Genomic DNA, 19311 nt, shown 5'->3' on the forward strand with positions numbered 1-19311 from the left:
GGTTGTTGGCATCGTAGATTCCTCCTTTACTTACAGATAAAAATACCGCCTGTCTTTCGGACAAGCGGTAAAATTTGCGTGTTGAGTTTTAGGCTTTGGATGGGAAACTGTTTGTGCAAACAGATTGTTTCCCATCCGAAGCGGGCAGGGATAGCCGCATAAGCGGCGCAAGGGGTGCAGCCCCTTGTACGGAACGCAGTGACGCAAAACAGCCCGGACTTCCATCGTCCGGGTTGTTTGCCTCGCAGAGCGCACGCATACAGGGTTTACCCTGTATAGAAGTGCGCCCTTAGTTCCAAAGGGATTTACTCGAATTCCACAAGAGATAGTGTATCAGAGAAAATGCTCGTTCTCGAATACATTCCATCGGGGTATACAAACAGTGCTGTTGAGAGAGGTTGATTTGAATCCACCGATTCAGCGGGACCGCCTGCTTTCGGAACTCGTTTGATTTGACCAGAGCCAATCATTACCAATGCGTAACTAAAATATTCATCTTCATCAAAATATTTGGCAAGCTCAGTTATCTCATCTGTTTCAAGCGTTTGAAGGTAATAAATATTATCTCCATCTATGACGAAGTTTCCTACCTTAGAATCTTTGACAATTAGTTCGGCACTCTCTTTGCCTGTAAGTGATACTCTGTAAATACCATTGTCGTTTTTGAAGTATATTTTTTCATCGCAAAGGACAAGGTTGTATGCTTTGGAACTGCAAATTTCAACGCTCTCAGCCTTTTTTATGTCATAAGAGAAAATTGAGCTTTCAGTTGCATAGTAAATTGTATCACCGGCAAGTATGAAATCCTCAACATTATCGAGCAATAGAGAATCCTCGCCATCATTCATGGGGCGCATTCTCAATTCATCGTTATACAGATAATACAGAGTCGTATCCGATGCACTGAAATCGTTCAAGTAATTATCGGAATCGTTGGTCAATTCAACAAGTATATTATCGTCTGAACCATCTTTTCCCATTAAACCAATTTTGTAAGTGTCATCTTCATAAGTCGCATATAGGATTTTTCCATTTGCGATGCGGATTCTACTGATATTTGGATTACTTGATACGAGGGATTTATTGGTTCCAGTATACGAAGTTGAGTAAACACAGGTCTCACTGTCATTTTCGTCATAAAGCCCAATAAAATATAGAGCCTTATCATCAAAAGCTAACTTGCCGCCGTTATTAAAATTACTTTCAACTCTTGGATCAGAAACACCAAATGTTGACTTGTTCAGTGCAAAGAAAATAGCGACAAAAACAATTACAGCAAGAGCAGCAACCAATGCAATAATTCGTCTGCTTTTAGGCTTGGCCACAGTTGCGGTAGGATTTTCATTAGCTGATTCGTTTGATATTTGATTGTTGGAACTGGATTCCTGAGCGATGGAATCTTTAGCCGAATCTAAACTTGCTGTGCGCTTAATAGCCGTGCCGCATTTTTCACAAAATACGGCATCATCATCCAGCTTTGATCCGCAATTTTTGCAAAACACGAATAATATCCCTCCCTTAATAATCAAAGTCGATTACTGTTACTGTACAATCTTTAATTGACCAATCTTTGGAGACAGACAGTCTCCACTTACATGATTCACCAGGTTCAAGCCCTTCTGACCCCACAGCGTATGTCCAATCAGTATCAACCACAGACCCGGAACTTGTCTTAAATGCACCTTTTATTTCTACAAAGCTCACCGTCTGATCGCTGTTGTTTGTAATAGTCCCTTCGGCAATCGTATAACTGCTATTGGATGAAAGTTTAACATTGCTAATTTTCAATTCGTGTGAGTATACAGGATCACTGCCGAATTCTTCTTGCGCATCATCGTCATAAAGAAGGTAGTGTTTATAACAATAATTACTATAAAGAAAGCGACTATCATTACACGACTCTACTGCACATTTATGTGAATAGCAATAATCGCTGCCGGAAACAGCTTTATTTCCACATCCGCTATATTTGCATTTTCCCGGATTTACTATGATTACAATTATGAGAACACAGACGATCAGGGCGGCTATTCCAAATAAGATTTTGGGGTGTTTCCTGATATTTTTTATTACAGTCTCGACACTATTGATAGTGCTATTTTTTGGGGTCGCTTCGTCTGTTGAGCCACTTTTTAAGTCCCTTCCGCAATTTGGACAAAGCTCATCTGTTTCTGAGATTTCCGTGCCACAATATTTACAGAACCGCATGGTTTTTGTCCCCTTAATGTTTCATTGAAATAACATCAATGGCAGCACCGACAGCTACAATCAACCAACCAATGGCTTGTTCGATAGAAGCAAGAATTTCAGATATTGCAACAATTCCTTGGTAGGTATATGTATAAAAATCACCTCCAAAGGAAGTAGCGGAAATGCTTGTTCCTGCGCTCACCACTCTGATAAGGCCGATGATAATTATAAGGGTTCCAACAATCAATCCCGGCATATTTACCTTTCGTTCTTTCTTTGTTTCTGTTTTAGGTGCGTCAAATGTAGTCGAATGATCGCTTTGTTTACCTTGCGCTAACCCATTAGGCGCTGCTGCTCCAAGATCGTCAAGGCGTGTACCACAAGATACACAGAATTTTGCATCTTCCTCCAAAATAGCTCCACATTTAGGACAGTTCATAATTTCTCCTCCGTTATTTCATTTTTTAGTTTTGAAAAAGTGTACCTTTCTGTAAAAGGCGCAAAAGTTTATACAAATTTATTATATCATGGAGCAGCAAAATTTTCCATACTGTTTTGGCGAAAAGCCACACAAAACAGCGAACAAAAAACTGGTCATGTTTTCTTTACAGAAAGGTACACATTCCTGTAAAAATACCCCCTTTACAACAACTTGGCTTTTTCGTAAATCTCTGCCCGGTAACGAAAGGTAGCAAGGGGCATCCCACATTCCTTTGCTGCCGCCGTCCCGGTGATTTCTCCCATTTTCCAACGCTGGTAAACAGAATGAAAATTCTCGGGCAGCGGTTTGGGCGGCCGCCCGAACCGAATGCCCTTGGCTTTTGCCGCAGCAATACCCTCAGCCTGCCGCTGCCGGATGTTGGTGCGCTCGTTCTCTGCCACAAAAGACAGTACTTGCAGCACAATGTCACTGAGGAAAGTTCCCAGCAAATCCTTGCCTCTCCGTGTATCCAGAAGTGGCATATCCAGAACCACAATGTCAATGCCTTTTTCCTTTGTGAGAAAGCGCCATTGCTCCAATATTTCGGCGTAATTGCGTCCCAGACGGTCAATGCTCTTGATATAGAGCAGATCGTCTTTTTTCATTTTTCGCAGCAGCTTCTTATACTGCGGACGCTCAAAATCCTTGCCGGACTGTTTGTCGATATAAACATTTCTCTCAGGTACGCCCACTTCCCGGAGGGCAATGACCTGTCGATCTTCATTTTGCTCTCTGGTGGAAACACGGATGTACCCATAAATTTTCTGCTCGATCTTATTTCCTCCGTTTCTGCCACACAATGTCGTACCCCAGCACATCCGCCAGCTCCACCGCCTCGCCATAGCGTAAAGAGCCACGCTTTAGTTTCCCGGACAGGTTGGGAACACTGCTGCTCCATCCGTATTCGTCAGCCAAAATCTCCACTACCTCGCTCATGGTCATGCCAGCCCTGACAATGTAGGCTTTGATCTCGTTTCTGTAATTCTCGTGATCGCTCATAGAAAAGACCTCCTGTTTTGTTGGCTCTGCGGCGAACAGAATCTATTCCGTGATAAACTCCATTTGCTGCAAAGCATTGTTTTGGTAAAACTCAATTTCAAACTGGAATTTTTGCTTGTGATGCCCTGTTCACAGCACCCACTTTCCCGTTTTGTTGGTTTGTGTGAAATCAAGCAAAACAGCGAATATCCACACGGAACGCTGTACTGTGTACGCTGTGCAGTGCAACGCTCTTTGGTGTGGGCGGCAATACTAAAATTGCAGTTTGTTCGCTGATTTCACATGGATTGATTTTTGTCTGTGTTTTTTGAGCGCCGTTTTTCCCGAATGCCGTTCCTGCCCGGGAATCTCACCCCAGCGTTTTGTTCTCTTTGGTACGCTCATGTCGTGGCGACACTTCGCCGGAGAACATATCCCATTCGGACGGTCATGTACTTTTCAAGCTACGGAGTCTTGCGACAAGTACATTTTAGCGAAAAAACATGACCATTCCCGTATATCCAAAAGGATGGAAAAGGCTCTGAAAAAGCAGCAATTTCCACGCTTATGGACAAGCTGTGTTATAATAAAAGAAATAGAGCGGTGGGGAGGCTTGGCATGAATACGACCTTAACTATTCAAGAAAAATTGAAGGATTTGCGGGTGGAGCACGGACTTACCTTGGAACAGCTGGCCGACCAGACCGGGCTTTCCAAATCTGCGCTCGGCAAATACGAGAATGATGATTATAAGGACATAAGCCCTTTTGCCATCGTCACACTGGCAAAGTTTTATCATGTGACTACGGATTATCTGTTAGGGGTGTCAGAACAAAAAAATCACTCAAACACAGAGCTGAGTGCCCTGCACCTGAGTGATGATGCGATTGATGTTCTGAAAGCCGGGAAATTCAACCTCCGGCTGCTGTCGGAAATTATCAGTCACCATGATTTTCAGAAAATGATGCTGGATGCGGAGATTTATGTAGATCGGATCGCTGATATGCGGATTAGCGATATGAACGCTGTACTGCAAGCCGTTCGTCAAATGGTACTGATGCAGCAGGGAGAAACGGAAAATGATCTGTATCTGCGGACACTGGAACTTGCACAAATACAAGAGGACGAGTATTTTTGCCATGTTATTTCTGACGATTTGAAACTGATCCTTCGGGATATTCGGGAAGCCCATCAAAATGATGCAACCACTGCGGACAGCCATTCTCCGGCGCTGGATGTGCAAAAGAGTTTGCAGGAAGCCACGAACTACAAAGGCAGCAATGCAGAAAAGCAGGCCCGCATTTTCCTCGCAACCTTTGGTATTGACTATGATGCGATCACGATGGAGCAGTTTGTAAATCTAATAGAGGTTTTGAAACTGTCCAAACACCTGAAACCCTCTATTAACCAACGAGGGAAAACCAATATGACCCACGGAAAAGGGAAAAGAAAACGCAAATAGGCAAAAAATATGCTGGACACGGTTAAAATCAACCATGTCCAGCATATTTCATTTACCCAATCCCGTCTGACAGATGCCGTAAGTGTAATTTTGAGTGAATTACTTTCTTACGAGCACCCGTCTAAAGTGCCGGGGGACTTCGTTTTTATGTCAGAGGAAAGACGCTGCCGGCGGCCAGCAGCTTTTCTACCAGATCCGGACGGTAATCGGGGGCGGAGGGATCCAGACTGTTGACGACTACGCCGTCGCTCCCGGTCCTGGCGGTGGAGTGGATATATTGGCCGCCGCCCAGATAGAGCGCAATGTGGCCGGGAAAATAAAGCAGATCAGCGGGGGCCAGACGCTCCAAGGGAATCTCATGGGCTGGATAACCGGGAACCAGCCTGGCATCCCGGTAGAGACACACACCGCTGAAAAACCAGGACATAAAAGTCAGGCCGGAACAGTCGATACCCTGGGGAGATTTACCGCCCCAGCGGTAGGGGACGCCCAGGTAGGAACGGGCAGTGGCTGTCACTTGAGCTCGGAGCTTCGCTTCCGACAGAGCGGGCGGACTTTGCAGCCACGAGGAGAGCAGACCGGCTTTGAGCCAGCCCGAACGGCCGTCTGGCAGGGAGACCTGCTGCCAGCCCTCTGCTTCATGACCCTCGGGAGAGACCAGAGCCCCCCGGGGCAGTGTGAGGAGGACTGGCCGCTCCACCTCCGGACCGGTCAGCACATCGGCAAACAGCCCGCGTATGATCAACAGCGGACGAGAACCCCAATTTCTTTCAGGGGTCAGATAACTGAGAAGGGTATAGCCCTCATAGCCGTAGTGGGTGCGGACCAGGTACCAACCATCCTCCATCTGCTGAAGAAGGGTAAGAGGCCAGCCCAACAGTACCTCGTCCACACGCTGGGACAGCGGATCGGGTTTTTCATACAGCGGGCACAGGGAAACAGCTGCGACATAAGGAGCGCTTAGGCGGTCGGCCATAGACATAATCCTCGCAATTCCAGAAAAAATGTGATATAGTCAATAAAAGTCCTGTTTATTGGACAATGGAAGAGATATCCTGTTACCAGGATAGGGGGAATGAACCGTGCCCAGAAGCACCAACCAAAAGATGAAGCTGCTCTGCCTGTGCAGGATCCTGTGGGAGCGCACCGATGAGGACCACCCCATGACCGTGCCGGAACTGATCCGTGCCCTGGAGGAGTGGGATATCAAGGCCGAACGCAAGAGCATCTATGATGATATGGAGGCTCTGCGGGTCTTTGGGCTGGACGTGCAGAATCGGAAGGGAAAAGACCCCGGTTGGTTTTTGGGTGAACGCTCCTTCCAACTGGCGGAACTCAAGCTGCTGGTGGATGCGGTGCAGTCCTCTCGCTTCATTTCCCAGCGAAAGAGCAACGACCTGATCGGGAAGCTGGAATCGCTGGCCAGCGTTTATCAGGCGCGTCAGCTCCAGCGACAGGTCTACGTGGACCGGCGGGCCAAGACCATGAATGAAAGCGTCTATTATACCATCGATAAGCTCCACACCGCCATCGCCAGCCATAGAAGCGTCAGCTTCAAGTACTTTGAGTACAATGTGAAAAAAGAACGGGTATTTCGCAGAGAGGGAAAGCGGTACGATGTGTCACCCGCCGGACTGATCTGGAACAACGAGAACTACTACCTGGCGGGTTACGACCATCGCTACAAAGAGATGCGTCACTATCGGGTAGACAAGATGGCCGAGTTGGCCGTGACCTGTCTCCCTCTTGAGGGGGTTAGCAGCGATTTCGATATCGCATCCTATGCGCAAAAGCACTTTGGTATGTTTTCTGGCAGAGAGGGACAGGTGACCCTGCGGTGTAAAAACAACTTGGTAGGGGTAGTGCTGGACCGCTTCGGGCGTGAGGTTATCCTGGTGCCCGATGGGGAGGAATATTTCACAGTCACCATCCGGGCGGTGGTCAGTCCTCAGTTTCTGGGCTGGGTCTTCGGCCTGGGGGATGGCGTAGAGATCAAGGGGCCGGATTGGGCCGCTAACATGATGAAAGTCCAGTTAGAGACGGTGGCTCGACAATACCAGAAGAAAGAGCCGGTTATGCCTCCGCCGGAGGGGTGACCCAGGAGGGAGAAAGGGGAGCGAAAGTATCCGGGGCCAGGAAGAACAGTCGGAGACGTGCATCGGTTTCGCAGCCAGACAAGGGGAGAAGAGTATAGCCTGCGCGAGTCTCTACCTGCTGTGTTTGCAGCGTGGTTAGACGCCCATTTTCGTCCCAGATTGTGACCAACAGAAGGCCGGGATCCTGATTTTCCAGGTAGACCGTGACCTGGCCGTCACCTGCGGCTCCATACAGGATGGAATTCCCTTGAAGGATCTGGCCGTAATAGCGGGTGAGCAGGTCGTACAGTGTCTCGTTGCGGGCAGGACGCTCCTGCCACTCTTCCGCCAGATAGAGTCCGAACGTGGAGTCGTGGTAGGAGTGATAATTGCTGCTTAGACCATACCTCTGGAATAGGGCGGTCAGATCCCGGACATATGCCTCGGCACCCTTGTCATAGCAGTTTTTGTGGAAGCCCCATTCGCCTACAAACATGGGGACGTTGTTTTCTGTTCCAAATTGGAGGTACTGCTCCAACATGTAACGGAGATAGTCCTCATTCAGACGCCAGAGTTCCTCTGCGTAGAGACAGCTCACCTGAGGGACCTGCTGGCCGTTGCCGCCCTTGACCCAGCCGCTGACCTGATAGGTGCAGTCAGGGTCCAGAAAGACCTGATTCCAGGAGTTGGCGTTATCCCAGCTTCCAGATGCCCCGGAGATCCGCAGGGAGCCTCCGGTACCACCGTGACCCGTTTGATCATCCCACTGTGCGCTGCCTCCGTTTTGAAAGTAGCTTCCGCCAAACTGGCCCAGGCCGTCGGCAAAGTCGTGAGCTTCCACCACCGTTACCGTTCCGTCCGAGCCTTTTCGAGTAATTTGCAGATCGTCAAACCACACTGTTCCACCGTTCAGACCGGGTACTGCCGCCTGAAGCTGGAGAAAATTATAGCGGTCTGTCAGGGTGATCGGCTCACTTTCAAAATAGGTCCACTCACCTTCGGTGCGGACTTCCTGACCCTGGAGCAGAGCCTTGGAGCTCCAGTCGGAGCAGGTGTAGCGTACCACCGTATCGGAGGGATAAGCGACGTCAGAATCCTCGTACTGGGGGAGCCAGTCCGCGCCCTGATGGGTAAAGGAAAGCGGTTCGTAAAAGTGGAACTCATATACCGTATTGCTGTCGTCGATGAGAAACAGCGTGTCCATGTCCCCCATCAGGTTCCAGTCGGTGGCGTTATAGTCATCCGCATTGAACCAGGTGAGCAGCCGTTCCACAAACAGAATGTGATTGGTGTCCACGCTGCGGATGCCATCGGCAATGCGCTGGTACAGATCTTTCAGCTGAGCCACCGTCTCCTGGGCGGTGGCTTTTTGCGGTACCACCGGTTCGTTAATCAGGCCATACCCGATGATAGTGGGTTCGTCGTCGTAGCGGCGGGCGATCTCCGTCCAGAGAGCCACCAGCCGAGCCTGGTTCTCCTCATAACCTTCACCCACCCACAGACTCTTGCCGCCGTCATCCGGCCCATCCATCTGGCTGGTGCTGGCCTGATAGCCGCCCTGAGGGTGCTTCATGGTGAGGATCAAATGAATGCCTGCGTCCTTGGCCCACTGGATATTCTGATCCAGCCAGTCAAAACCGGATTGCTTGTACTGATAGGGGGCGTTATCGTCCTCAAACAAGCCATAGTTGATCTCAAAACGGACATGGTCCAGTCCCATGGCAGCCAGCTCAAAATAGCTGCCGGCGTCATGGTCAGCGGCGGGACCCATGCTGATATCGGAGGGGTTGCCGTAATTGGTGTTGCCAAAGGAGATGCCCTTGAGTACCACAGGATCTCCGTTTGGATCCACGATCTGCTGGCCGGAGACCCGATAAAATCCGGCATCTGAGGCCGACGCTGGAGAAAAAGCAGGGAAAAGCAGGGTTACGAAAAGGAATGCTGCGGTCAGGCAGGCGATTTGTCTGGCTTTCATTCCATCTACTCCTTTATGTCCAGGTTTCCCAAATCTCCGGGCAGTACCCCACGGTAGCCTGCTTGCCATTGCGGACGATGGGGGTTTTCAGAAGCTTGGGATTGTCCAGCAGCTTCTCCGCCTTGTCCGCATCATAGGCCAGGTAGTTCAGCAGGGCCGCGTCAGGGTGTTTTTGGTCGATCAGAGCGTCCAGCCCCACGGCGTTCATTACGCTCTTCAATTCCCCAGGGCTGATGCCGTATTTGACCAGGTCAATGGACTGAAACTTGATCCGACGCTCCTTGAACCAGCGCTCTGCTTTCTTTGTGTCAAAGCATTTGCTCTTTCCGAAAATTTGTATATTCATCGGTCATTCCCCCATATAAGTGAATCGCGGACCAGAATAGCCGTCCCGCTCCACATGCTCGTCCCACATGGCGGCAGGGCGCACCCAGATCCCTCGCTCTCCATAGAGAGCCTGATACACCACCATCGGCTCCAGCGTTTCGGAATGACGGGCGGTATAAAGCACCTGGTATTCGTTGCCCTTAAAGTGGCGATAACGCCCTGGGCGGATCCGTATTTCATCCATGTGTAGGCCCTCCTGTATCAATTTTCCCCATTATACCATGGCGGCAAGCCATTCAGGCTTGCACGCCGCGAAGCGGCTTAAAACCTGCTATGCTGGTTTTAAGCCATGGTGTAACAAGCGCAGTGCGCGGCGTTAGCGCCGCGCTAGGCCGCCCTACAGGCGGCTACAAACCGCTCAGCGGTTTGTCTTGCGGTTATTATACCATGATATGGTGGAAAAAGACAGGCTGTCGCTGAGGTTAGAAAATAAAGGTATACTTTTCCCCTGCGGTGTGGTATACTATTACCATCATTATGGCTTTATGCGCCGTAGGGCGCTTTGATAAGGCGGGACATAGCAAGGATACTGGATACCAGGCGATGGTTGGCCATCCCTTTTTCCGGCGAGGCAGGGTCGGAAAGAGCGGAGACCCACCGCCTTTCTTTTGTATGCCCGTATCAGCAACATGTCCAGATAGAAATTACATCTTTTGCATTTAAAAGGAGTGTAGCAAGACTTTTATGGCTGAAAAATTGAAAATAATTTCTCTGGGCGGCCTCAACGAGATCGGGAAAAACCTGACCGTTTATGAGTATGGCGGAGATATGATCGTGGTGGACGTGGGCATGGGGTTCCCCGATGACGATATGTACGGCATCGATGTGGTTATCCCCGACTTCACCTACCTCATCAAAAACAAGGACCGCATTCGGGGCATCTTTCTCACCCATGGGCACGAGGACCACATCGGTTCCCTGCCCTATCTTCTGCGGGACGTGAATGTGCCTATCTACGCCACCCGGATGACCGCGGGACTGGTGAAGCTCAAGCTGGAGGAGCACAGGCTGGTGGGCAAAACCAAGCTCATCACCTGCGAGGCGGGAGAGACGGTGAAGGCGGGCAAGTTCTCCGTGGAGTTTATCCACGTGAACCACTCCATCGCCGACGCCTGCGGCTTTGCCATTAAGTGCGCCGTGGGTACTGTGGTCCACACCGGTGACTTCAAGATCGACCCCACCCCCATTCAGGGCGGAATGATGGATCTGGGCCGTTTGGGACAGCTGGGTAAAGAGGGCGTACTGGCCCTGCTGGCTGATTCTACCAACGTGGAGCGGCCCGGCTTCACCAAGAGCGAGCGCAGCGTGGGCGATTCCTTCGATGCCCTGTTCCGGGGCTGCGAGCAGCGGATCATTGTCACCACCTTTGCCTCCAACGTGGACCGTATCCAGCAGATCATTGATGTGGCCGCACGCTATGGCCGGAAGGTGGCTGTCACCGGTCGCTCCATGGAGAACGCTATGCGGGTATCCACCGAGCTGGGGTATATGAATATCCCCGACGGTGTGCTGGTGGATCTGGCCCACATCAAGAGCTTGCCCAAAAACAAGGTGTGCATCATCACCACCGGAAGCCAGGGCGAGACCATGTCCGCCCTGACCCGGATGGCATTCAACACCCACCGGCAGGTGGATATCCAGGCGGGCGACCGGGTCATCCTCTCCGCTTCCGCCATCCCCGGCAACGAGCACGCCATCGGAAACGTGATTAACGAGCTCTACCGCAAGGACGCTGAGGTTCTCAACGAGCGGGAGCGGGCCCTCCACGTCTCCGGCCACGCCTGTCAGGAGGAACTGAAGATCATCCACGCCCTGGTGAAGCCCAAGTTCTTTATCCCTGTCCACGGTGAACAGCGGATGCTCAAAACTCACGCCAAGCTGGCCCAGCAGATGGGGATGGAGCCTAAAAACATCATTATCAGCGATATCGGTAAGGTCATCGAGCTCACCCCCAACTCCGCCAAGATCAACGGCACTGTGCCCGCAGGCCGGGTATTTGTGGACGGCTACGGCGTGGGCGACGTGGGCAGTGTGGTGCTCCGGGACCGGAAGCACCTGGCCGAGGACGGCATGATCGTAGTGGTGGTCTCCATGTCCGGAGAGGACGGCTCGGTGGTTTCCGGACCCGACATCATCACCAGAGGCTTTGTGTACGTCAAGGAGTCCGAGGGCCTGATGGAAGAACTGCGGAAGGTGGCTGTTAATGCCCTGGAAAACTGCCAGCGTGACAATATGACTGATTGGGCCGCCATCAAGTCGGAGATCAAAAACGCCATCTCCGGTTTCCTCTACAAGAAGACGAAGCGTAATCCCATGATCCTGCCTGTTATCATGGAAGTATAAGTTGAGACCTTTGCGGGTCAATTAGAAAGTAGACAGAACGCCCCCGGCGCAAAAATGCGCCGGGGGCGTTTTTTTTATGCTTTGGTGTACGCAAACGGTCAATTTTTTTGGCCAGGACACCCGGGGTGAGGAGTGAGAGGATTGAAAAATGAACGGGCACGGCTGCTCAGGCAGATGGAAAAGCTGGCTCAGTGCAGGGTCAACGACGCGGTCAAACTGGCCTTTTTGGACGGGACCATGCTGGAGGAATTGGACGGACTGGATCTCACTGCCCTGACGGAGTTCCGAAGGAGTGAAAAAGGTGGCTCCGAAGTGAAGCTGGTGGACCGGGTAGCGGTACTCAAGCTGCTGGTGGAGCTCTCCGCCGGACAGGAGGAGCAGAAGGCCATGGACTTCTTCCAGGCCTGGGAAGGCAAAGCGGAAGGGAAAGAGAAGGCATGAGATTCCGGACCTTTTCCCCCAAGCAGAAGCAGGTACTTACCTGGTGGTGCGCGCCTCAGACCAGAGGGCGGGAAGCTCTGATCTGCGATGGCGCGGTGCGCAGCGGCAAGACATTATGCATGGGGCTCTCCTTTTTCTGCTGGGCCATGCGTACCTATCGGGGACAGTCCTTTGGCCTGTGTGGAAAAACGGTCACCGCCCTGCGGAGGAATCTCCTGAATACCCTGGCACCGGTATTAAAGGAACTGGGGTTTCAGTGGGAGGAGAAGGTGTCCCAGAACAAGATCATCGTCCGCTTCGGCGGCGGGGAGAACACCTTCTACCTCTTCGGAGGAAAGGACGAAGGCAGCGCCGCCCTTATTCAGGGTATCACCTTGGCGGGAGTGCTGCTGGACGAAGCTGCCCTCATGCCCCGATCTTTCGTGGAACAGGCCTGCGCCCGGTGCTCCGTGGAGGGGAGCCGGCTGTGGTTTTCCTGTAACCCGGAAGGGCCGGAGCACTGGTTCTACAAGGAGTGGATCCAGAAAACCGAAGAGCGCAACGCCCTCTACCTCCACTTTACCATGGAGGACAACCCGGCTCTGTCGCCCAGAGTCATCCGGCGGTACGCTCGCAGCTTCAGCGGTACCTTTTACCGCAGATTTGTGCTGGGAGAGTGGGTGGCTGCCGAGGGACGGGTATACGACTTTTTCGATGAGAGCTTTGTGCGGCCCGCCCCGGAGGGGGAGATGGAGCAGTGGCGCATCTCCTGCGACTACGGCACGGTTAACCCCGCATCCTTCGGGCTGTGGGGAATGCGGAGCGGCGTGTGGTATCGGGTGAAGGAGTACTACTACGATTCCAGGGTGGAAAAGCGGCAGAAGACAGACGGAGAGTACGTCGATGAGCTGGAAAAGCTGGCGGGAGGAAGACACATACAAAAGATCATTGTGGATCCCTCTGCTGCTAGCTTCATTGAGCTGCTCCGCCGGAGAGGATGGGCGGTGGAAAAGGCGGACAACGATGTATTGGCGGGTATCCGCACCACAGCCGAATTGCTGCGGAAAGGGGAATTGGTCATCTGTACCCCCTGCACCGACGCCATTCGGGAATTCTCCCTCTACTGCTGGGACGAGAAGGCGGTGGGAGACCGGGTGAAGAAAATCCACGACCACGCCATGGACGACATCCGCTATTTCGCTACCTCAGTGGTGGGAGAACGTGACGGCAGTATTTGGATGGGGCTATGTGTGGAGCGTGACAGGTTTTAAAAGGAGTGTGGGTATGGGATTGTTTCAGAAAAAGGAGAGCGGAGGGGGCGGTCTGGCCGTTCAGATCCGGGAGGGAGGCAGGCACCCCTTCGGAGCACTGGACGGATACGTCCCTCTGCAGCACGGGGAGATCGCTATTTACCGGGCCATCCGGGAGGCGGTGCCTATTGTGGACGCAGCCATCTGGAAGATTATCCGCCTCAGTGGCGGGGTGAAGGTGATCTGTCGGGATCAAAAGGCCCAGGAGGGACTGGACTGGTTCCTCCAGCATGTGGACACAGGCAGAGGACAGCGGGGTATCCAGTCCTTCCTGGACTGCTATCTGGATTCCATGCTGACCTGTGGCCGGGCGGTGGGGGAGATCGTCCCTGACCGCAGACGCACGGATATCGCAGCGCTACTGTGCGGCAATGTGGCGGACATCGAGATCAAGGAAGGAGATTCCCCCATGAAGTTCGCCATCTGGGGACGGGACGGAAACGGGACTATGCGGGAACTGCCCAGACAGGAGCTGCTGCTCTTCACCCCCTTCCAGCCCGAGACAGACAGCCCCTATGGGGTGAGTATGCTGCGGTCCATGCCTTTCCTTACCGAAATCCTGCTGAAAATTTATCAGGCTACCGGCATGAATTGGGAACGGATGGGCAATGTCCGATTCGCTGTAGTCTACAAGCCGGGGGATACGCCCCTGGACCAGAGCTTGGTTCGGGAACGCAGCCAGCAGATTGCCCGGGAATGGTCTGCTGCCATGCAGGCGGGCAAGGACGGCTCGGTACGGGACTTTGTGGCAGTAGGCGATGTGGACATCAAGGTCATCGGAGCGGACAACCAGGTGCTGGACAGCGAGGTGCCGGTGCGGCAGATCCTGGAGCAGCTGGTGGCAAGGACCGGCATCCCGCCCTTCCTGCTGGGTTTGTCATGGTCCTCCACCGAGCGGATGAGTACCCAGCAGGCAGACATGATGACCAGCGAGATTACCGCCATCCGCCGTTCACTGGAGCCGGTGGTGGAGAAGATCTGCGAGCTGTGGCTCAGGCTCCACGGCTATGACAGCAGAGTGAAGGTGGATTGGCAGGATATCAACTTGCAGGATCTGGTGGAGGAGGCCAGGGCGGAGCTCTACTGGCAGCAGACCAGAAGCCTGCGGATGGACAACGACGCGCGGGAGAAGGGGGAAACCGTATGAATGTAAACAAGCAGGCGGGTGTGGATCAAACGCTGATCCTGGACGAGAACGAGCTGGAGCTTATCAACGCCATGAGTCGGAAGACCCTGACGGCAGAGGAGGTATACACCTTTGCTGTGCGGCTGTGCGACAACCAGGTGGACCGGGACGGGGAGCGATTCCCGGTGGAGACCCTGGAGGAGCTGGCCAGGCTGTTTGTGGGCAAGAGCGGCATCTTTGATCACCAGTGGAGTGCCCAGGGACAGACCGCCCGGATCTACCGCACCGAGCTGGTGCGGGATGCAGGCGTCCTCACTGCGGAAGGGGAGCCCTTATGCTACCTGAAGGGCTACGCCTACATGCTGCGGACGCAGAGCAACCAGGATCTCATTGCCGAGATCGAGGGCGGCATCAAAAGGGAGGTCAGCGTGGGCTGTGCCGTGGCGCAGTCCCGATGTTCCATTTGCGGGGAGAATATCCGGGACAAAAGCCGGTGTCCCCATGAAAAGGGCATGACCTACGACGGAAAGCTGTGCTGGGCCGACCTGGTGGAGGCCACCGATGCCTACGAGTGGTCCTTCGTGGCGGTGCCGGCACAAAAAGAGGCGGGGGTGATGAAGAGTATGAGACAGGATATGGAGCAGTTGGAGCGGGAGGCTGAACTGGGACGGAAGTATCTTCAGAAGCTGAAGGATGAGGTGGTCCGGCTGGGAGGTCTGACAGAACTGGGCCTGGAGCGCGATACCCTGACAGCCATTGCCGGACGGCTGGAGGAGCCGGAGCTGGAGGGCCTGAGGGCTGCCTTCCAGCGGCAGGTGGACAAGGCCTGGGGTATGGAGACCCAGCTGAAGGCTTCGGAGGGTCTGGAGCTGGAGCAGAGAGATAGGGCTTTTCTGATTTAAGACAGGTGAGAAAAAGAAAGGAGCAGGGATATGAGCAAGATTTCTTTTGAGGGTATTGGCGAGATGGTGGCTACCTTCGCCTGTGCTGAGGGCGTAGCCGCCGGTCAGGTGGTCAAGGTCACTGCAGACGGCACGGTGGGTACCTGCGCCGGAGGCGACAAGATCTGCGGCGTGGCGCTGTCTGCGGAGGATGGCTACGCCGCCGTACAGCTGGGTGGCCTGGTACAGGTTGCTACCAGCGGCGGCAGCATTACTACCGGCTGGTGCAAGCTGTCCGCTGATGGTACCGGCGGCATGAAGCAGGATACCTCTGCCGGCACCGACTATCTGGTGGTACGGGTGGAGACTGACGCGGCAGTGATCTGTCTGTAAGAAAGGGAGGATGCACACATGAGCTATCGGTTCGACAATCTCAAGCTGGAAAAGGGTATGTACAACGAGGCGGGCAAGTCATTTGCCCAGGTGCTGGAGCGGGAGGACCCCTCCGAGCAGTACAAGGGTACCGCACTGGAGGGCCTGGATGCCTACCAGCGACAGCTCAAGCGCTTTGACATCAAGGTGAAGGGCGCGGGCAGCGACGTGGTGGAAAAGTTCTTCTCCACCAGCCAGTCTGCCGTTCTCTTCCCCGAGTACATTGCCCGGTCGGTGCGCCAGGGCATGGAGGAGAGCGACCTGCTGCCCCATATTACCGCTGCAACTACCCGCTTTGACGGCATGGACTACCGCTCCATCGCCTCCGTCCCTGACGACGACCAGAAGGCGCTGCGCCAGGTGGAGGAGGGCGCTGAGATCCCTCAGACTCAGGTCAAGACCCAGGAGAATCTGGTGAAGCTCCACAAGCGGGGCCGGATGCTGGTGGCTTCCTACGAGGCCATCCGCTATCAGAAGCTGGATCTGTTCTCCGTTACCCTGCGGCAGATCGGCGCACACATCAACCGGATGCATCTGGAGGACGCCATCGACGTGCTCATCAACGGCGACGGCAACAAGAACCCCGCACAGGAGTTTACCGTGGGTTCCGAGCCCATCGGCGGTTCCTCCGGTACCCTGACCTACGACGAGCTGGTGGATTTTTGGGCACAGTTTGAGCCCTACGAGATGAACACCCTGCTGGTGTCCGGCGACATGATGCGCCAGATGCTCAAGATGGACGAGTTCCAGAATCCCCTCACCGGACTTAACTTCCAGGGCACCGGCAAGCTGGCCACCCCCCTGGGTGCCACCCTGCTGCGTACCTCCGCCCTGGAGAGCGGCAAGCTCATCGGTCTGGACAAGCGGTACGCCCTGGAGATGGTACAGGGCTCCGATGTGATGGTGGAGTATGACAAGCTCATCGACCGTCAGCTGGAGCGGGCCGCCATTACCAGCATCTCCGGCTTTGCCAAGCTCTTTACTGAGGCGGCCAAGGTGCTGAAGCTGAAATGAGCGAGGAGATCGTAGCCATGGCCCAGAAGCTGGGCAAGGTGGCGGATGAGGATCTGGAGATCCTCACCGCCCTGTGTCAGGCGGCGGAGGCCGAAGTGGCAGCCCGGCTGCGGGACGGCCTGACCCAGGAGGACTGCGGGCAGGCCTATGTGCTGGGCTGCGCCTGGCTGGCGCTGTCGGCACTGGCGGCCAACGAGACGGGAACTGCGCCCCTGAAGTTTACCGCCGGTGAGGTCTCCATCCAGGAGGAGAGCGGCGATGCCGCTCAGCGGGCCTATGCGCTCCGACTTCAGGCGGAGACGGTACTGGGGCCCTATTTACAGGACAGCGGATTTGTGTTCCGGGGGGTCGAGGGATGACAGGCGCATGGAGCAGGATTTTGGAGAAATACGGTCAAAAAGTAACGGTATACAAGGAGAACGCGGAGACGGGCACGGTATGCCGGGCCTTTCTCCAGCCTGCCCTGGAACGCCGTGGGGAGGGGTATCAGACCCTCCCCACCCCCCTGGGGCTGGTGCGGCAGGATCAGTGGATCTACCTGGGAAGCTCGGAGGTGTCCTTGGACACGTTAGGTGACGGCTATGTGGCGTGGGGAGAAAGAAAATTTTCCATCCGAGCCGCTCAGCCCGTTTACCTGGGTGACGAACTGGCCTATTGGTGGGGCCTGCTGGTGATCCGGGACGCGGACGCATGAGGACAGCGGGGGAATGAGTATGGAATTTGGAGAGATCCGGGAGCGGATGGCCGAATACCTGAATGGTCAGGGTGTCGATGCGGTCTGCGCTTACCCGGACAGCGGACGGCTCCGCCGGAAGGGGGCGGTGGCCGCCGTATCCCTTCGGGCCTGTCAAGGCGGGCCGGGGGGCTTTCAGGATTATCTGGGAGAGCGGTATGATGAGGAGAGTGGCCAGTGGCAGGAGCTGTATGGGAAGAAGATCGTGCTGACCTTTGGGCTGGATCTCTATGCGCCCCAAAACGGGGGCGCGGCGGCCATTCAGTCCGCCTTTGACAAAATGGCGGAAGCCCTGCGGCGGGAGGGCCCTCCGGGGCTGCGGCTGCTGGAGCTCTCCTGCGGAGAGACCGAGTTTGACCAGGAGGCCGGTCTGTACCACCGGACGGTGGAGGCCCTGTGCCAGGGGTACCTCTACGCCGTGGCGGAGGAGGGCGGCACCTTCCTGGACTTTATTGTGAGAGGAGAGAGCCGGATTTGAGTATGACGACCCATGAGAGACCGGGCGTGTATTCCGATTATGATGCCTCCACCGTGGTCAGCAGCACCGGCGGCGGACAGACTGCGGGTCTGGTGGCGGTATGTACCGAAGGCGAGGCGGGAACCCTTTACATCCTCAACCGCTACGAGGATGCTGTGACCACCTTCGGTCAGGAGGAGAACCTGACGGAGCTGGTCCGCCTGCTGCTGCTTAACGGTGCGGCCCAGGTGCGGGCGGTGCCGGTGGCCAATGCAGAGGGTTATGAGGCTGCCTTTGCCCTGTTGGAGGCGGAAGAGGATGTGGCCCTGGTGGTGTGTGACAGCACCGATGTATCGGTGCAGCAGAAGCTGCGGGACAGTGTCTGCGCTGCCTCTGAGGCAAGACGGGAGCGCATTGCCGTGGTATGCGGCGGGGCCTCTGAGAGTGTGGACAACCTGGTGCAGCGGGCGGGTCAGATCAACAGCGAGCGGGTGGTACTGCTGGCGCCTGGGGACGCATCCAGCCTGCTGGCCGCCGCTGTGGCGGGCGCCATCGCCGGGGAGAGCGACCCAGCTGTGCCCATGGGAGGCGCGGAACTGAAGGGACTGGGCGGTCTGGAGGCCCAGTACACCGACAACGAGATCGACACCCTGGTGCGGGGCGGTGTCACCCCCCTGGAGCGGGTGAGCGGAATTGTCAGCGTAGTGCGGGCCGTTACCACCCGCACCAAGAGCGGAGAAGTGCCTGACGCCACTTGGCGGGAGCTGACCACCATCCGGATCGTGGACGATGTGATCCCCACCATCCGAGACGCTCTGCGGGCTAAGTTCCGCAGGACCAAGAACACGGAGCAGACCAGAGGGGCCATCCGCTCCCAGGTGATTCTGGAGCTGGAGAACAAGCTGAGCCGAGAGATTATTACCGGCTACGAAAACGTCACGGTGCAGGCGGACACGGAAAATCCCACAGTGTGCCTGGTGGATTTCTCCTTCACGGTGGCTCACGGCCTGAACCAGATCTGGCTCAGCGCCCACATTACGGTGTAAAG

General features: G+C 54.5%; 22 protein-coding genes. 13 read left to right on the forward strand and 9 right to left on the reverse strand.

The window, feature by feature from the left end; translation table 11 throughout:
• Nucleotides 1-305 precede the first annotated feature (305 nt).
• The 5 genes from ACTNB1_RS10890 to ACTNB1_RS10910 form a co-directional block, all read right to left on the reverse strand.
• Nucleotides 306-1502, reverse strand: a complete 1197-nt coding sequence (locus tag ACTNB1_RS10890; protein WP_441169447.1) for a zinc-ribbon domain-containing protein — start codon at nt 1500-1502, stop codon at nt 306-308.
• A 16-nt stretch (nt 1503-1518) separates the two neighbouring features.
• On the reverse strand, nt 1519-2208 hold the full coding sequence (locus tag ACTNB1_RS10895) for a zinc-ribbon domain-containing protein (RefSeq protein ID WP_441169449.1): 690 nt from the start codon (nt 2206-2208) through the stop codon (nt 1519-1521).
• A 13-nt stretch (nt 2209-2221) separates the two neighbouring features.
• Nucleotides 2222-2629, reverse strand: a complete 408-nt coding sequence (locus tag ACTNB1_RS10900) for a zinc-ribbon domain-containing protein (RefSeq protein ID WP_441169450.1) — start codon at nt 2627-2629, stop codon at nt 2222-2224.
• A gap of 203 nt (nt 2630-2832) precedes the next feature.
• Entirely contained in the window at nt 2833-3489 is a 657-nt protein-coding gene (locus tag ACTNB1_RS10905; RefSeq protein ID WP_300272301.1) for a recombinase family protein, read from the reverse strand.
• Nucleotides 3446-3670 (reverse strand): LLM class flavin-dependent oxidoreductase, encoded by a 225-nt coding sequence (locus ACTNB1_RS10910; RefSeq protein WP_419012518.1) that lies wholly within the window; start codon nt 3668-3670, stop codon nt 3446-3448. Before ACTNB1_RS10910 ends, ACTNB1_RS10905 begins: the two co-directional genes overlap by 44 nt.
• A gap of 597 nt (nt 3671-4267) precedes the next feature.
• Between ACTNB1_RS10910 and ACTNB1_RS10915 the strand changes: the two genes are divergently transcribed.
• Nucleotides 4268-5110 (forward strand): helix-turn-helix domain-containing protein, encoded by an 843-nt coding sequence (locus tag ACTNB1_RS10915; protein ID WP_441169452.1) that lies wholly within the window; start codon nt 4268-4270, stop codon nt 5108-5110.
• Nucleotides 5111-5255: 145 nt separating this feature from the next.
• Here the strand turns inward: ACTNB1_RS10915 and ACTNB1_RS10920 are convergent, their stop codons facing one another.
• Nucleotides 5256-6086: a C40 family peptidase gene (locus ACTNB1_RS10920; RefSeq protein ID WP_441169454.1), complete on the reverse strand. Its 831-nt coding sequence runs from the start codon at nt 6084-6086 to the stop codon at nt 5256-5258.
• Nucleotides 6087-6192: 106 nt separating this feature from the next.
• On the opposite strand from ACTNB1_RS10920, the gene ACTNB1_RS10925 reads away from it, so the two are divergent.
• A complete protein-coding gene (locus ACTNB1_RS10925) occupies nt 6193-7206 on the forward strand; it encodes a helix-turn-helix transcriptional regulator (RefSeq protein ID WP_441169456.1) in 1014 nt (337 codons plus the stop codon).
• Here ACTNB1_RS10925 and ACTNB1_RS10930 read toward each other — a convergent pair.
• Genes ACTNB1_RS10930 through ACTNB1_RS10940 form a run of 3 tightly spaced genes read right to left on the reverse strand, consistent with a single transcriptional unit; the run spans nt 7184 to nt 9731 of the window.
• Nucleotides 7184-9160, reverse strand: coding sequence for a glycoside hydrolase family 5 protein (locus ACTNB1_RS10930; RefSeq protein ID WP_441169457.1), 1977 nt, complete (start codon nt 9158-9160; stop codon nt 7184-7186). The two genes, ACTNB1_RS10925 and ACTNB1_RS10930, sit on opposite strands and share 23 nt — an antisense overlap.
• Before the next feature lie 13 nt (nt 9161-9173).
• Nucleotides 9174-9506, reverse strand: coding sequence for an arsenate reductase family protein (locus ACTNB1_RS10935; RefSeq protein WP_441169458.1), 333 nt, complete (start codon nt 9504-9506; stop codon nt 9174-9176).
• 3 nt (nt 9507-9509) lie between these two features.
• Nucleotides 9510-9731 carry a DUF1653 domain-containing protein gene (locus tag ACTNB1_RS10940; protein ID WP_441169460.1) on the reverse strand — a complete coding sequence of 74 codons (222 nt, stop codon included), beginning with the start codon at nt 9729-9731 and terminating at the stop codon, nt 9510-9512.
• 500 nt (nt 9732-10231) lie between these two features.
• Here ACTNB1_RS10940 and ACTNB1_RS10945 point away from each other — a divergent pair, with 500 nt between their 5' ends.
• From ACTNB1_RS10945 to ACTNB1_RS10995, 11 genes are all read left to right on the forward strand, one after another.
• Entirely contained in the window at nt 10232-11890 is a 1659-nt protein-coding gene (locus tag ACTNB1_RS10945; RefSeq protein ID WP_441169462.1) for a ribonuclease J, read from the forward strand.
• Nucleotides 11891-12022: 132 nt separating this feature from the next.
• A complete protein-coding gene (locus ACTNB1_RS10950; protein ID WP_441169463.1) occupies nt 12023-12331 on the forward strand; it encodes an XRE family transcriptional regulator in 309 nt (102 codons plus the stop codon).
• On the forward strand, nt 12328-13581 hold the full coding sequence (locus ACTNB1_RS10955; protein WP_441169465.1) for a PBSX family phage terminase large subunit: 1254 nt from the start codon (nt 12328-12330) through the stop codon (nt 13579-13581). Before ACTNB1_RS10950 ends, ACTNB1_RS10955 begins: the two co-directional genes overlap by 4 nt.
• A 13-nt stretch (nt 13582-13594) precedes the next feature.
• Nucleotides 13595-14767, forward strand: a complete 1173-nt coding sequence (locus tag ACTNB1_RS10960; protein WP_441169467.1) for a serine/threonine protein phosphatase — start codon at nt 13595-13597, stop codon at nt 14765-14767.
• Nucleotides 14764-15648, forward strand: a complete 885-nt coding sequence (locus ACTNB1_RS10965; protein WP_441169469.1) for a hypothetical protein — start codon at nt 14764-14766, stop codon at nt 15646-15648. The genes ACTNB1_RS10960 and ACTNB1_RS10965 overlap by 4 nt, the downstream gene beginning before the upstream one ends.
• Nucleotides 15649-15678: 30 nt before the next feature.
• Nucleotides 15679-16020, forward strand: coding sequence for a hypothetical protein (locus tag ACTNB1_RS10970; protein ID WP_441169470.1), 342 nt, complete (start codon nt 15679-15681; stop codon nt 16018-16020).
• Between the two features lie 18 nt (nt 16021-16038).
• Nucleotides 16039-17073 (forward strand): phage major capsid protein, encoded by a 1035-nt coding sequence (locus ACTNB1_RS10975; RefSeq protein ID WP_441169471.1) that lies wholly within the window; start codon nt 16039-16041, stop codon nt 17071-17073.
• On the forward strand, nt 17070-17432 hold the full coding sequence (locus ACTNB1_RS10980; protein ID WP_441169472.1) for a hypothetical protein: 363 nt from the start codon (nt 17070-17072) through the stop codon (nt 17430-17432). The genes ACTNB1_RS10975 and ACTNB1_RS10980 overlap by 4 nt, the downstream gene beginning before the upstream one ends.
• The gene (locus tag ACTNB1_RS10985; protein ID WP_441169474.1) at nt 17429-17767 is read left to right on the forward strand and encodes a hypothetical protein; all 339 of its coding nucleotides are present in this window, start codon (nt 17429-17431) and stop codon (nt 17765-17767) included. Before ACTNB1_RS10980 ends, ACTNB1_RS10985 begins: the two co-directional genes overlap by 4 nt.
• A gap of 13 nt (nt 17768-17780) precedes the next feature.
• Nucleotides 17781-18284, forward strand: coding sequence for a hypothetical protein (locus ACTNB1_RS10990; RefSeq protein WP_441169475.1), 504 nt, complete (start codon nt 17781-17783; stop codon nt 18282-18284).
• Nucleotides 18285-18286: 2 nt separating this feature from the next.
• A complete protein-coding gene (locus tag ACTNB1_RS10995; protein ID WP_441169617.1) occupies nt 18287-19309 on the forward strand; it encodes a phage tail sheath C-terminal domain-containing protein in 1023 nt (340 codons plus the stop codon).
• Nucleotides 19310-19311: the final 2 nt, after the last annotated feature.

It is taken from the genome of Flavonifractor sp. HCP28S3_F3 (genome assembly GCF_052065355.1).
Classification (GTDB): Bacteria; Bacillota; Clostridia; order Oscillospirales; family Oscillospiraceae; genus Flavonifractor.

Bases quoted from the DNA above. Each gene is read 5' to 3' on its own strand.
- ACTNB1_RS10895 (WP_441169449.1), bottom strand. From the start codon at position 2,208: ATGCGGTTCTGTAAATATTGTGGCACGGAAATCTCAGAAACAGATGAG.
- ACTNB1_RS10900 (WP_441169450.1), bottom strand. From the start codon at position 2,629: ATGAACTGTCCTAAATGTGGAGCTATTTTGGAGGAAGATGCAAAATTC.
- ACTNB1_RS10905 (WP_300272301.1), bottom strand. From the start codon at position 3,489: ATGTGCTGGGGTACGACATTGTGTGGCAGAAACGGAGGAAATAAGATC.
- ACTNB1_RS10910 (WP_419012518.1), bottom strand. From the start codon at position 3,670: ATGAGCGATCACGAGAATTACAGAAACGAGATCAAAGCCTACATTGTC.
- ACTNB1_RS10915 (WP_441169452.1), top strand. From the start codon at position 4,268: ATGAATACGACCTTAACTATTCAAGAAAAATTGAAGGATTTGCGGGTG.
- ACTNB1_RS10920 (WP_441169454.1), bottom strand. From the start codon at position 6,086: ATGGCCGACCGCCTAAGCGCTCCTTATGTCGCAGCTGTTTCCCTGTGC.
- ACTNB1_RS10930 (WP_441169457.1), bottom strand. From the start codon at position 9,160: ATGAAAGCCAGACAAATCGCCTGCCTGACCGCAGCATTCCTTTTCGTA.
- ACTNB1_RS10935 (WP_441169458.1), bottom strand. From the start codon at position 9,506: ATGAATATACAAATTTTCGGAAAGAGCAAATGCTTTGACACAAAGAAA.
- ACTNB1_RS10940 (WP_441169460.1), bottom strand. From the start codon at position 9,731: ATGGATGAAATACGGATCCGCCCAGGGCGTTATCGCCACTTTAAGGGC.
- ACTNB1_RS10945 (WP_441169462.1), top strand. From the start codon at position 10,232: ATGGCTGAAAAATTGAAAATAATTTCTCTGGGCGGCCTCAACGAGATC.
- ACTNB1_RS10955 (WP_441169465.1), top strand. From the start codon at position 12,328: ATGAGATTCCGGACCTTTTCCCCCAAGCAGAAGCAGGTACTTACCTGG.
- ACTNB1_RS10960 (WP_441169467.1), top strand. From the start codon at position 13,595: ATGGGATTGTTTCAGAAAAAGGAGAGCGGAGGGGGCGGTCTGGCCGTT.
- ACTNB1_RS10965 (WP_441169469.1), top strand. From the start codon at position 14,764: ATGAATGTAAACAAGCAGGCGGGTGTGGATCAAACGCTGATCCTGGAC.
- ACTNB1_RS10970 (WP_441169470.1), top strand. From the start codon at position 15,679: ATGAGCAAGATTTCTTTTGAGGGTATTGGCGAGATGGTGGCTACCTTC.
- ACTNB1_RS10975 (WP_441169471.1), top strand. From the start codon at position 16,039: ATGAGCTATCGGTTCGACAATCTCAAGCTGGAAAAGGGTATGTACAAC.
- ACTNB1_RS10980 (WP_441169472.1), top strand. From the start codon at position 17,070: ATGAGCGAGGAGATCGTAGCCATGGCCCAGAAGCTGGGCAAGGTGGCG.
- ACTNB1_RS10985 (WP_441169474.1), top strand. From the start codon at position 17,429: ATGACAGGCGCATGGAGCAGGATTTTGGAGAAATACGGTCAAAAAGTA.
- ACTNB1_RS10990 (WP_441169475.1), top strand. From the start codon at position 17,781: ATGAGTATGGAATTTGGAGAGATCCGGGAGCGGATGGCCGAATACCTG.
- ACTNB1_RS10995 (WP_441169617.1), top strand. From the start codon at position 18,287: ATGACGACCCATGAGAGACCGGGCGTGTATTCCGATTATGATGCCTCC.